The organism is Metabacillus fastidiosus NBRC 101226, from assembly GCF_001591625.1.
Lineage (GTDB): Bacteria > Bacillota > Bacilli > Bacillales > Bacillaceae > Metabacillus > Metabacillus fastidiosus.
The window spans coordinates 1-13,357 of record NZ_BCVG01000005.1 but is presented as its reverse complement, the minus strand read 5'-3'; the positions used below and the strand labels follow the sequence as shown (position 1 = coordinate 13,357).

The 13,357-nt window shown below is 37.8% G+C and carries 13 protein-coding genes; 1 reads left to right on the top strand and 12 read right to left on the bottom strand.

Annotation, left to right across the window (positions count from 1 at the left end; all coding sequences use genetic code 11):
• Positions 1-91: 91 nt before the first annotated feature.
• Both ffh and BFA01S_RS02360 read right to left on the bottom strand, forming a co-directional pair.
• A complete protein-coding gene (gene ffh, locus BFA01S_RS02365) occupies positions 92-1,438 on the bottom strand; it encodes a signal recognition particle protein (RefSeq protein ID WP_066225343.1) in 1,347 nt (448 codons plus the stop codon).
• A gap of 13 nt (positions 1,439-1,451) precedes the next feature.
• Positions 1,452-1,781: a putative DNA-binding protein gene (locus BFA01S_RS02360; RefSeq protein WP_066225341.1), complete on the bottom strand. Its 330-nt coding sequence runs from the start codon at positions 1,779-1,781 to the stop codon at positions 1,452-1,454.
• Positions 1,782-2,179: 398 nt separating this feature from the next.
• On the opposite strand from BFA01S_RS02360, the gene BFA01S_RS02355 reads away from it, so the two are divergent.
• The gene (locus BFA01S_RS02355) at positions 2,180-2,650 is read left to right on the top strand and encodes a DinB family protein (protein ID WP_066225339.1); all 471 of its coding nucleotides are present in this window, start codon (positions 2,180-2,182) and stop codon (positions 2,648-2,650) included.
• 34 nt (positions 2,651-2,684) lie between these two features.
• On the opposite strand, the gene ftsY is transcribed toward BFA01S_RS02355, so the two are convergent.
• The 10 genes from ftsY to BFA01S_RS02305 form a co-directional block, all read right to left on the bottom strand.
• A complete protein-coding gene (ftsY, locus tag BFA01S_RS02350; protein ID WP_066225337.1) occupies positions 2,685-3,671 on the bottom strand; it encodes a signal recognition particle-docking protein FtsY in 987 nt (328 codons plus the stop codon).
• A 13-nt stretch (positions 3,672-3,684) separates the two neighbouring features.
• Positions 3,685-7,251: a chromosome segregation protein SMC gene (smc, locus tag BFA01S_RS02345; RefSeq protein WP_066225335.1), complete on the bottom strand. Its 3,567-nt coding sequence runs from the start codon at positions 7,249-7,251 to the stop codon at positions 3,685-3,687.
• Positions 7,252-7,397: 146 nt separating this feature from the next.
• Entirely contained in the window at positions 7,398-8,129 is a 732-nt protein-coding gene (locus BFA01S_RS02340; protein WP_066225333.1) for a DUF4184 family protein, read from the bottom strand.
• Positions 8,130-8,186: 57 nt separating this feature from the next.
• Positions 8,187-8,930, bottom strand: a complete 744-nt coding sequence (rnc, locus tag BFA01S_RS02335) for a ribonuclease III (RefSeq protein ID WP_066225331.1) — start codon at positions 8,928-8,930, stop codon at positions 8,187-8,189.
• A 170-nt stretch (positions 8,931-9,100) separates the two neighbouring features.
• On the bottom strand, positions 9,101-9,334 hold the full coding sequence (locus BFA01S_RS02330) for an acyl carrier protein (RefSeq protein WP_066225329.1): 234 nt from the start codon (positions 9,332-9,334) through the stop codon (positions 9,101-9,103).
• Between the two features lie 82 nt (positions 9,335-9,416).
• The gene (gene fabG, locus BFA01S_RS02325) at positions 9,417-10,151 is read right to left on the bottom strand and encodes a 3-oxoacyl-[acyl-carrier-protein] reductase (protein WP_066225327.1); all 735 of its coding nucleotides are present in this window, start codon (positions 10,149-10,151) and stop codon (positions 9,417-9,419) included.
• A gap of 2 nt (positions 10,152-10,153) precedes the next feature.
• Positions 10,154-11,095, bottom strand: coding sequence for an ACP S-malonyltransferase (gene fabD, locus BFA01S_RS02320; RefSeq protein ID WP_066225325.1), 942 nt, complete (start codon positions 11,093-11,095; stop codon positions 10,154-10,156).
• A 10-nt stretch (positions 11,096-11,105) separates the two neighbouring features.
• Positions 11,106-12,089 carry a phosphate acyltransferase PlsX gene (gene plsX / locus BFA01S_RS02315; protein WP_066225323.1) on the bottom strand — a complete coding sequence of 328 codons (984 nt, stop codon included), beginning with the start codon at positions 12,087-12,089 and terminating at the stop codon, positions 11,106-11,108.
• Between the two features lie 15 nt (positions 12,090-12,104).
• Positions 12,105-12,674, bottom strand: a complete 570-nt coding sequence (gene fapR / locus BFA01S_RS02310; protein ID WP_066225321.1) for a transcription factor FapR — start codon at positions 12,672-12,674, stop codon at positions 12,105-12,107.
• Between the two features lie 287 nt (positions 12,675-12,961).
• Positions 12,962-13,309: a DUF5412 domain-containing protein gene (locus tag BFA01S_RS02305; RefSeq protein WP_066225319.1), complete on the bottom strand. Its 348-nt coding sequence runs from the start codon at positions 13,307-13,309 to the stop codon at positions 12,962-12,964.
• Positions 13,310-13,357: the final 48 nt, after the last annotated feature.

The following is a 13,357-nucleotide window of genomic DNA, read 5'->3' as shown; positions in this document are numbered from 1 at the left end:
ATTATCAAATAAATATTACATTGTAAAGGTTTTTTTCTTGTCAGATGAAAAACCTTTTAAATAAACGGTCGACAGGATAGAAATATACTCATTACATGAACGGAAATTTCATGCCTAAGCCTTTTTTCTTTCCTTTTGTCATATTTGTCATTTGCTTCATCATTTTTTTCATATCATCGAATTGCTTTATAAGACGGTTCACTTCTTGAACAGATGTACCGCTTCCTTTTGCAATTCTCTTTTTTCGTGAAGCATTAATAATTTCAGGCTGTTCTTTTTCTACTTTTGTCATAGAACGAATAATTGCTTCGACGTGGCCAATCTGTTTCTCATCGACTTGCATGTTTTTTAAGCCTTTAATCTTATTCGCTCCTGGAAGCATCCCGAGTAAATCTTCGAGCGGCCCCATATTTCTTACTTGTCCTAATTGGTCAAGGAAGTCATCTAATGTAAACGACTGTGTACGCATTTTCTGCTCAAGCTCTTTTACTTTTTCAGCGTCTACATTCGCCTGCGCCTTTTCAATTAAGGTCAGAACATCACCCATCCCAAGTATACGGGATGCCATACGTTCTGGATGGAATGCTTCAAGTGCATCGAGCTTTTCACCGAGACCGATAAATTTAATTGGCGTATTCGTTACAGAACGAATCGAAAGCGCTGCCCCACCTCGCGTGTCACCGTCAAGCTTCGTCAAAACGACGCCTGTTAAGCCTAATTGTTCATTAAAGCTATCGGCAACATTAACAGCATCTTGCCCTGTCATTGCATCAACAACGAGGAAGATTTCGTCAGGCTTACTAAGCTCTTTTACATCCTTTAATTCACCCATTAATTCTTCATCGATATGAAGACGTCCAGCTGTATCAATAAGCACGTAGTCGTGATGCTCTTTTTTGGCAAATTCCAGTGCTTGTTTCGCAATTTCTACTGGACTTACTTTATCTCCTAATGAAAAAACAGGCATGCTTAGCTGTTTTCCTAAAGTTTCAAGCTGCTTAATAGCTGCAGGACGGTATATGTCAGCTGCAACGAGCAATGGACTGCGATTATGTTTCTTTCGCAGGAGATTTGCAAGCTTTCCAGTCGTTGTCGTTTTACCGGCACCTTGTAAACCGACCATCATAATGACAGTTGGCGGACGATTAGAAACAGCAATTTGACTTTGCTCTCCGCCCATCAGTTCTGTTAATTCCTCTTTAACGACTTTAATAACTTGCTGTCCAGGTGTTAAGCTTTTCATTACTTCCTGACCGACAGCGCGCTCTGAGACACGCTTAATAAAGTCTTTCACAACTTTAAAGTTTACATCGGCTTCGAGCAATGCAAGACGTACTTCCCGCATCATCTCTTTTACGTCGGCTTCATTTACTTTACCTTTACCGCGAATTTTCGCCATCGTGTTTTGTAATCGGTCGGCTAACCCTTCAAATGCCATACTGTTCGCCTCCCTAATCTAATTTCTCAAGCGTTTTTAAAAGTTCTAATATTTCAGTTTGGCCTTGTTTTTCTACAATTTCTTCTAGCGTCTGCATTATTTTTTGGCGCTCCTGAAATTTCTGAAACAATAATAATTTTTCCTCATACTGCTCAAGCATTGCTTCCGTCCGCTTGATATTATCATATACCGCTTGACGGCTGACATTGTATTCTTCAGCAATTTCACCGAGGGAATAATCATCTAAATAGTATAACGACATATAGCTTTTCTGCTTTGGCGTTAACAACGATTGATAAAAATCGAGTAGAAAGTTCAATCTCGTCGTCTTTTCAAGCAACATGCGCGATCCTTCCTATCTCTTGTTAAGTGAATTACCTTTACATGTTAATAGTTTACATACGTAAATATCCATTGTCAAGCTGAAAAGCTTCGTACAATAGTATATATACGAATTAATATTATGAAGCATATTAAATCAAACATAGTAGAGTCCATGATTTCTAATTTTTCCTACTCAAGTATATAAAACGGAGAAGAAAAGCAAGCTTAGATTGTAAATGAATGAGTTAAAAATTAATAAGATTTCACTATAAAATGCCTATTGGAAATAACAGTTTAGTTCCAACATTTTATGTTAGAAAAATAACTAGGATTAATATAGTTAAGTTTTTTTGATTTTTACCTGCCATTAGCTTTATAATGATATAGGAATTTTCATCATATTAGGAGTGATTATAAATGAGTGAAGCACAAACTATTAAAAACATCTGGCTTCTTCACAGAGTCGTAGGAAATGAAATCGTTGATATGCTGTCTGACGAACATTTAGATTTCCGTCCATGGGATGGTGCAATGACATTAAAGGAACTTGTTTTACATACTGTTATCGGGACTCATAAGTTCGCGGAAGCTGTTCAACTTGGAACTACTGTTTCTTCTACAGTTGAAAAAGAAATAAATACAGCTGAAGAGCTGAAACAGCTTGTACATGAAGTAACAGAAAAAACAACAGAAGTATTAGATGGTTTAACAGATGAGAAATTATCAGCTCTTGTTGATGCAACAAGACTTGTCGGCACATATATGCCAGGGAAATCTTTGCTTCACACGATGCGTGACCATGAAATCCATCATAAAGGACAATTATATGTTTACATCCGCATGATCGGATTCGAAAAAGTTCCTCCATTTATGAAATTAAGATTATAGTATAAAAAAACAGTTCCCGAGGGAACTGTTTTTTTCAGTCTTCTTCGTCAACTAAGTCAGCGAACAGACCGTATACATACTGTTCAGCATTAAATTGCTGAAGATCGTCCATTTTCTCTCCTAAACCGACGAACTTAACCGGTATGTCAAGCTCACTGCGGATGGCAAGGACAATTCCTCCTTTTGCTGTACCGTCAAGCTTCGTTAAAACAATACCTGATACATTTGTCGCCTCTGAGAACTGCTTCGCCTGGCTCATCGCATTTTGTCCTGTCGTTGCATCTAAAACAAGAAGCACTTCATGTGGTGCATCCGGTACTTCGCGTTCAATTACACGTTTCACTTTTTCAAGCTCTTTCATAAGATTTACTTTATTTTGCAGACGACCCGCAGTATCACATAACAACACATCCACTTTTCTCGCTTTTGCTGCTTGAACAGCATCAAACATAACAGCTGCTGGGTCCGAACCTTCCGACTGTTTAATAACGTCTACACCGACACGCTCTCCCCATACTTCTAGCTGATCAATTGCACCGGCACGGAATGTGTCACCTGCCGCAAGTAAAACAGATTTTCCTTCTGATTTCAGCATATGTGCCAGTTTTCCGATTGTCGTCGTCTTTCCGACACCATTTACACCGACAAAAAGAATAATATTTAATCTGCTATCCTCTATATTTAATTCGCTCTTTTGTCCTTCTTCGCCTTCATAAATCTCAACAAGCTTTTCAGAAATAACCGCACGCACTTCTTCCGTATCCTGAATATTACGGCGTTTTACTTCTGTTTTTAATTCATCAATTAGATCCATTACTGTCGTTACACCAACGTCAGCACTTATTAATATTTCTTCGAGCTCCTCAAAGAAATCTTCATCCACTTTCCGGTATCTTGCAACGAGATCATTTACTTTTGTTGCAAATGAATCCCTTGTTTTCGTTAATCCCTCTTTAAATTTCTCTGTTACTGAATCTGTCTGCTTTGTAATTTTCTCTTTTAATTTTTTTAAAAAACTCATTCTAATCTTCCTTTCAGCTGGATTTTACAAATTCATTCGTTTCTTCCAGTCTAACAGAAACAAGCTTGGAAACACCTGATTCCTGCATCGTTACACCGTAAAGAATATCAGCCTCTTCCATCGTGCCTTTTCTGTGTGTAATAACGATAAACTGTGTTTCATGACTGAAATTTTTTAAGTATCTGGCAACTCTTTGAACATTCGCCTCGTCTAATGTCGCTTCCACTTCATCCAATATACAAAATGGAACGGGTCTTACTTTAAGAATCGAAAATAGTAAAACAATCGCCGTTAACGCGCGCTCACCGCCAGATAAAAGACTTAAATTCTGCAGTTTTTTCCCTGGAGGCTGGGCGATAATATCGACACCTGTATTTAATAAATCATGGGGATCTGTAAGCCTTAATTCAGCCCGTCCCCCGCCGAAAAGGGATTGAAAAACAGGTTCAAATTCTGCACGAATTTGCTTAAATGTCGTGGCAAAACGATTTTTCATTTCCTCATCCATCTCGTCAATGACTTCATACAATGTATTTTTCGCCTCTGTAAGATCATTCCGCTGTTCTGTTAAAAATGTAAATCTTTCAAACACACGGTCATACTCATCAATCGCCCCTAAGTTTACTGTTCCCAGTTCATCAATTGCAAGCTTAATAAGCCTCACCCGGCTGCGTGCTTCCTCAGCGTCTATTTCAAGAGTATACTTTTCTTTTGCACCTTCAAATGATAAATAGTATTCTTCACGTAAATGATGAAGAAGATTATCAAGCTCTACATCGAGACGGTTTAATTTCACTTCATCATTTTTTAAAACGTCTAAAAGCTGTTTATCAATTCGCATGATCTCTTTTAGCTCAAATTCATCTGCTTCAAGCTTTTTCTGCAATTGCAGCCGTTCTTCTTTCTTCTGTGCGATTAAGCGAATCGTTTCATTTTTATTATTCAGCATTTCCTTCGAAGACTGTTCTATTTTTTGTTCCCCTGAAGAACTGGAATCCATCTCTGTGGTCAGTAAGTCGTAATCCTCTTTTGTCTCTTTTAAACTCATATTTACTGCCGCTAATTCAGCTGTAAGCCGTTCCAGTTTTTCTTTTTCATTTTCAAAAAGCTGTTCTTTTTTAGCAAGAGTTATTTTTAATTCTGTCACCTTTTGCTCAAGATCAACTTTTGATGTCTGCTCTGTTTCCTTTTGAGCCGTCAGCTTTGCAATTTCCTGATCAAGATCCGTTAATTTCTCTGTTATCTCTGCCAGCCTTTCATAAAGCTCTATCTTGCGTTGTTCCACTTTTATTTGCTCATCTTCATATAATTGCTTCTCAGCATCATAAAGCTTCAAATGATCATTGACATTTTTCTCAAGCAATTCCACTTCTCTTATTTCACTTCGGATAGACTGCTCCGCAAGACGAAGCTTTTCACCGCTTCCTCTTAGCTCATCTACTTTTATTTCTTCCTCTTTTATAGAAGTTTTCATCTCTTTTACTTCTACTTCAAGCAGAGCTGTTTTTTCTTCCATTACAGTCAGTTTTTCACCAATCGTTTCAAGCTCACGAGTTCGGCTCAGAATAGAATTATTTTTCTGCTTCATCGCTCCGCCAGTCATCGAACCGCCTGGATTTACAACGTCTCCCTGAAGTGTTACAAGGCGATAGCGGTAGTTAACTCGGCTCGCTAATTCATTCGCTCCCTTTAAATCGGCTGTAATAATAACCGTCCCTAACAGATTCGAAATAATTCTTTTAAATTTCGGATCGACATTTACTAGCTCTGCCCCCACACCGACAAAAGCATCATGATTTTTTAATATTTGAAGATCATTTGCGGGTATCATTCTTTCCTTTATAACGGATAAAGGTAAAAAAGTCGCACGTCCGAATGCATTTCTCTTCAAAAATTCGATCGCTTTTCTTGCTGCTCCTTCATCTGTAACGACGATATGCTGCATAGAACCAGCCAGAGCAATCTCAATCGCAGTCTCAAACTGCTTATCTGTTGTAAGAAGTTCAGCAACCGCTCCAAAAATTCCTCCTATTTCTTCCTTCACCTTTAATATTTCTTTTACACCTTGGAAAAAACCTGCATAATCTCCCTGCATCGCTTCAAGCATTTCTTTTCTGGATTTCGTCTGCTGCAGTAATTGGTATGCCTGATAAAGTGCCGACTCTTTCTTTTGATAAGTAAGCCGGTTTTTTTCCAGTTTCGTCTGTAAATTTCGAAAGCCTGCTACTTGCTCTGATAATTGTTTTTCAATTAAAGAGTATTTTGCTTCCAGACGTCTTTTATTATTTAAAATCTGATCACGCTCAGCTAAATACTTTTGATTAGAATCTTTTAATCTCGTATTTTTACGGCCTTGCTGCTCTTTTTGTTCATGAAGATAATTCAGTTCATTTCTTGCTGAGGCTTGACTATTTAAAAGATCAAAGTACTCACCTTTTAATTTCTCTACTTCTGCTTCTAAATTTTTGCTGTATAAGGCGAGCTCTTTTTGTTTCTCTATTAATTCAGCTTTTAGCTCCTTTACCTCTGTATCATATTTCCTTAAAACCGTTTCATTTTTCGTCTTCTCAGCCTCTAGACCACTTATCTTTTCATTTAGCTCTTCAATCGCTTTTTTCAACTGATCTTTATTTTGATAAGCATTTTTTTTACGTTCTTTTAAAACTTCTTTCCGTCCTTCCAGCTTCTCTAATTCCTCACTGGCACGTAATAATACTTGCTGAAAATCATCGAGCGAGCTATCCAATATTCCGAGAGTTTCACGGGCTTGTGCAGCTTCTGTTTCTTTTTGCTGAAGCTTTACCGCAAGTGTCTGCTCTCTATTTTTTCCTTCTTCGATCGTTTTTAAAAGCTGTTCATAACGCTTATGTAATTGCTCGATTTCATAAACAGTTAAAGCGACTTCAATTTGCTCAAGCTCTTCTTTTTTCTGTAAATAGTCTTTTGCAATAGAAGCTTGAATTTCAAGCGGCTCCACTTGATTTTCCAGCTCATATAGAATATCTTGTACACGATTCAAGTTTTCCTCTGTTTCGACTAATTTATATTCCGCTTGCTTCTTTCTTGTTTTATACTTTAAAACACCCGCAGCTTCTTCAAAAATCGTTCTTCTTGCTTCTGCTTTACTGCTTAAAATTTCTTCAATTTTCCCTTGGCCTATAATAGAAAATGCTTCTTTTCCAAGACCTGAATCCATAAATAAATCAACGATATCTTTTAAACGGCACGCCTGTTTATTTATAAAAAATTCACTTTCCCCCGAACGATATACACGTCTTGTAACGCTTACTTCATTGTAATCAATCGGTAAAGAGTTATCCTCATTATCTAATGTTAACGTCACTTCCGCTACATTCAGTCCTCTTCTCGAGTCACTGCCCGCAAAAATAATGTCTTCCATCTTTGCGCCGCGAATCGATTTTGCAGACTGTTCACCAAGCACCCAGCGTACGCTGTCCGTAATATTACTTTTTCCGCTGCCATTCGGACCGACAACCGCGGTAATTCCTTGTCCAAACTCAACAGTCACCTTTTCAGCAAATGACTTAAATCCTACAATATCTAATTGTTTAAGGAACATACTTTTTCTCCTTAACATCGTAATCTTAAATGTTTAAATTCCATAAGTATTTTATCATATTATGTCGAAAATAGTGTATATAACTATAAACCGTTTTCTGTATTCAATGAATTAATATTTATAAAGGTACACTCATATATTATATTTCACTTTTTCTTTTTAAAAAGCACAGAAACAATCAGCAAACTTATTAAGATAGAGTCGATGATCCTAACAACTGCTGTACCGTAATTCGCAGCCGGTATATAATCTATCAAATACCATATTATGATAAGAATAAGGGCGAGAAAAAATAGAATACACCAAAATGCAAATTTTTGTTTCCAGCAAACAGTTGATCTTATCTCATTCTCTTCAATTCTGTTTTTATAAAACACGTAAATAGTAAGTGCTGTTATTCCGAATAATGTACTTTCATGCTGCAAAAATTTATATAAAGGGATTGTAAAACTGTATAGATGAAATATATGCGAAAAAACTGGAAATTTCATGACGATAAAACCGTCTATATGGGTAAAAGAATCCCATACAACATGTGTTAGCATTCCAAATAGGGCGGAATAACAAAAGATAATTACTTTCCATATATTACTTACATCCTGCTTTTCTACATAAGACTCATGCAAAGAAAATGGTAAGTAATATAATAAAGTTTCTCGGATGAAGAACTTATAAATAAAGTAGACAGCTATCACTAATGGAAGGTTAAGAAAAATAAAACCTGTCAATGTATGTCCGAAGTTACCGACAGGCTGCCCGCTTAAAAAATATTCAAAATCAGGGGCCATACTGCCGAACACCATTGCTGGAAAATGAACATATTTATTTTTTCTCTGGAACGGCAAAACAGCTGCCGGATGCGCAAAAGTTAACGGCATTTTTTTACTCCTATAATTATTATATAAAAAAAGAAGCTCCCAAATTAGGAGCATCCATCATTTCTTTAATTTTTGCAGTTTTGATAGTGCTTCTTGTGCAGCATGCTGTTCTGCTTCTTTTTTGGATTTCCCGCTTCCCGTGCCATATGTTTCCCCGTTCAATGAGACGACAGAAACAAACTCCCGATTATGTGCAGGACCTTTTTCAAGTAAAATTTTATACTCCAGCGTACCTTTTGTGTCACGTTGTACAAGCTCTTGAAGCTGGCTTTTAAAATCCATCACATGCGAAAAAGCACCTTCATTAATTTTAGGAATGACAAACTCATCTAGAAACCGGACGACCGTATGTAGACCTTGGTCTAAATATAATGCACCGATAAAAGCTTCAAAAACATCTGCTAATAATGCAGGTCGTGCACGTCCTCCAGTCATTTCTTCCCCTTTCCCAAGCAGGATAAGACTGCCAAAAGAAAGGCTGTTTGCAAATGATACTAAAGATGGTTCACAGACGATTGCTGCGCGAAGCTTCGTCAGTTCACCCTCACTCATTAGCGGATATTTTTTGAAAAGAAATTGAGAAATAGTAAGTTCTAATACAGCATCCCCTAAAAATTCTAATCTTTCGTTATCTTCGTATGGCTTTTTGCGATGTTCATTCACATACGATGAATGTGTAAATGCCTGATATAAAAGTTTTTCGTTGTCAAACGAATAGCCAATTCGTTCTTGAAATTTCTTAAATTCTTCAATCTTTTTCGAAAATAGCCGTCTATCTCTGTAATGTACATGCTTTTGCATAAGATTACGTACCTCCATCACCATGCAACTGCTAGGGAGCGACATGTTTAACCTACCCTTTTTCCTACACTAATATAATTCTTTTAACCTTTTTAGCGATAATTTATTCACTTCGAGGGGTAAATAGAGAGGTAAAAGCCCCGTATAAACGGGACTTTAACATTCACCAATTACTGTTGGTTATTTATGTAGTTAACAGCATCTCCCACTGTTGCGATTGTTTCTGCATCCTCATCAGAAATTTCCATGTCAAACTCATCTTCAAGCTCCATAACAAGCTCAACTACATCAAGGGAATCTGCTCCAAGATCATCTTTGAATGAAGCCTCTAATTTCACTTCAGACTCATCAACACCTAAACGGTCTACGACGATCTTTGTTACGCGGTTTAAAACATCTGCCATCTTACTTCACCTCCCCTCAAAGTATTATAGTGTATTTCGATTCAAAAAACTAGCAAACATTTATAGTTTTTTTATGTGGAAATTACATGTACATTCCGCCGTTTACGTGAATCGTTTGTCCAGTAATATAACTGCTTCTTTCCGATGCAAGGAATGTAACAGCATTTGCAATATCATCAGGGTCTCCAAGTGCTGCCAGCGGGATTTGTGTAAGCAGAGACGCTTTTACATCCTCAGGAAGCTCGTCTGTCATATCTGTCGCAATAAAGCCTGGTGCAACTGCATTTACCGTAATGTTTCTTGCTGCAAGTTCCTTTGCAGTCGTTTTTGTTAAACCGATAACACCTGCTTTTGCCGCAACATAGTTCGCTTGACCAGCATTTCCGGACGCACCGACAATCGATGTAATATTAATAATTCTTCCACTGCGCTGTTTCATCATTTGACGTGTTACAGCTTTCGTACAGAGGAACACACCTTTTAAGTTCGTATTAATAACATCGTCCCATTCGCTGTCTTTCATTCTCATTAATAGATTGTCACGAGTAATACCCGCATTATTCACTAAAATATCTAAACTTCCAAAACGGCTGATTACTTCTTTCACCATCGCTTGTACATCATCGCCATTTGAAACATCTGCTTTAATCGCAAATGCGTCTGCACCTAATGCTTTAATTTCATCGACAACTTCATTTGCTTTCGCTTCATTCCCAGAAAAATTAACGGCAACATTGATCCCCTGTTTTGCAAGATCAATCGCAATCGCGCGGCCAATTCCACGTGACGCACCTGTTACTAATGCAACTCGAGTCATTTTTATTCCCCCTTTAGTTTTTCAACAGCAGCCTGAACTGATTCAAGATCAGAAATAGCAAGTACTTCAAGTGAACGGTCAATTTTTTTCACTAAACCTGATAATACTTTACCATGACCGATTTCGATAAATGTCGTTACCCCATTTTCAACCATTGTTTTCACAGATTCTTCCCATCTGACTGGCGAATATAGCTGCTCTACTAACAATGTTTTTATTTCTAACACATTATGAACAGGCTTGGCAGTTACATTTGCTACAACCGGAACTTTCGCTTCTTCAAACTGCAGTTCATTTAGTACTGCTTCAAATTTTTCCGCAGCCGGTTTCATAAGCTCTGAATGGAAAGGTCCGCTTACATCAAGTGGAATAACACGCTTTGCACCTTTATCCTTCGCGCTCGTCCCAGCTTTCTCTACACCTTCTGCCGTCCCTGAAATAACGATTTGTCCAGGACAGTTTAAGTTTGCGAGCTGAACAGAATTACCGCCAGCTGTTACTTCATCTGTTACTTCCTTTAAAGCGGAAGCATCCATACCGAGGACTGCTGACATTGCGCCTACACCTGCTGGGACTGCTTCTTCCATAAATTCACCGCGTTTTCTAACCGTATATACAGCATCAGAAAATTGTAATACACCCGCTGCAACCAACGCAGAATATTCACCAAGACTGTGACCTGCGACGAAATCAGCTTCAATATTATTTTTCTTAAAATATTCTAATACAGCAATACTTGTTGTAAGAAGTGCCGGCTGTGCATTATAAGTTAATGTCAATGTTTCCTGCGGTCCCTCAAACATAATATCAGTCAATTTTTCACCGAGTCTGCTATCTGCCTCGTCAAAAATCTTTCTTGCTTCTTCACTGTTTTCATATAATTCTTTTCCCATCCCGACAGCTTGTGAGCCTTGTCCAGGAAAGACGAATGCTATTTTCCCCATAATCTCGCTCCTACTCTTGTTCAATTGATGTTTTAATCGTTTCTGCTACATTATTTGATACCATTTCACTTGCCTGGCGAATCGCATTGAAAATCGCATTCGCATCAGAAGAACCATGCGCCTTAATAACCGGTGCTTTTAAACCGAAAAGTGCTGCACCACCATATTCTGAATAATCCATTTGATGTTTAATCACTCTTAATTGCGGTTTTAGGACAGCCGCTGCGAGCTTCGATGTGAAATTACTCGTTAATGCTGTTTTTAACATAGAAAAAACAGAAATTGCTGTTCCTTCAATTGACTTCAATGCAATATTCCCTGTAAATCCGTCCGTAACAACTACATCTGCCACACCTTCAAGCAAGTCACGTGATTCTACATTCCCAATAAAATTAATGTCCGCTTCTTTTAATAATTCAAAAGCCTGCTTTGTTAATTCATTTCCTTTTTTCTCTTCTGTTCCGACATTCAGTAAACCGATGCGGGGATTTTTCACATTCCTTACTTTCTCTGCATAAATAGAACCCATAATTCCATATTGCAGCAAATGCTCAGGCTTTGCATCAACGTTTGCACCAGCGTCTAAAAGAAGGAAACCATTGCCGTCAATTGTCGGCAATGTCGGTGCAAGTGCCGGTCTTTCAATTCCATCGATCCGACCGACGATAAATAGTCCTGCTGTCATTAATGCTCCTGTATTTCCAGCAGAAATACAGCCGTCAGCGCGCCCCTCTTTTACTTCATTTGCCATTAAAACCATTGAGGCATTCTTTTTGCGACGGACTGCTCTTACCGGCTCGTCTGTCGCTTCAATTATTTCTTCTGTATGTAAAATTGTTATTCTATTATGATCTGTTAAATATTCATTTATTTTCTTTTCATCACCAATTAATGTTACTTCTAACTGCGGGAATGCGGCTACTGCTTTTATAACACCTTCCACAACAGATTTTGGTGCATGATCTCCGCCCATTGCGTCAATCGCTAATTTCATTTTCTTTCCCTGCCTTTAATGTTCGTTTCCTGAACGATACATTTCAAATTCACCTGAAAAAACGAGCTCATTTCCTACATAACTTAATACTTCGACGCGGGTCCGCCCTTTATGACTATCTACATGAGTCACCTTCGCTTTTGCGACGACGCGCTCTCCTTCATGTACTTGCCTCGTAAAACGAATATTCGCTTTCGCTGTTAAGGCAAGCTCATCATTTATAACAGCAACTGCCAGTGAGTTCGCTTGTGCAAACAAATGATGCCCACGGGCAATTTGATTTCGGCTGAAAACATGTTCTTTTTGTATTTGTAAAATAGAAATCGCTGACCTGTCGAGCTCAAGATCGATCATTTCTCCAATAATCTCATCGACTGGAAGCGACTTAACCTCATCATCCAATTGCCTTTCAGCAACATTTTTGATCCGTTCTCTTAATTCAGGAATTGCTAACTCAAGGCGATCTAAACGAATCGTCTGAATGCTCACACTGAATTTCTCCGCTAACTCTTCATCAGTAATGAACGGATTGTGCTGAATCGTTTCTTGCAATAAACTCTGTCTCTCTTTTTTATTTCTTCTCATTAGCTGTGCCACCGTCCATGATCTTATGACTAGGTACTAATAGTAGTATATAATCGATACAATAAGATTGCAATACTTAAAGGAAAATATGCAGATTATTCATCATTTTTTGCAATTTTAAGCTGTTACAATGTTAGAACTAATAACATCAAAGAGAAATGTAAAGGAAGAAAAATAATTACACAGATGGAAATGAGGAAGCTGGAAGGGAAAAAATTCAAACAATCATTTTATTAATCGTTCATTGTCATTGCATTATGTCATACAAAGGTACTTATATCACTTTACTATTCTCTTCTAAAATCATACCTCTCATTCAGCACATTCAGTTTATGTCCATTAATAACAACTGTATCATGATCAATCCAATTGATACTTGCTGTCTCTTCACGGTATTCCCAATAAATATTTTTCTTTTTATTATTTCTTTCATGAAATATTAATTCCCCACGGACAGAATAAGCTGTTGTTGCTCCTCCATTTGCGACATAGGCTTTTAACGTATATTTCCCGTCCGGAGATATTTGTTCCGTTAGAAATTCTCCTTCTGGCAGCCTGTCCATATCAAAAAATGCCCAATATACCCCATAACAGATACATCCTAAAAAAATCAGGCTTGAGACTGTAAAACGAATAAAAAATTTTTTCCTTTTACTTTTATCCCAGCCTTAACGGGCAGTAAG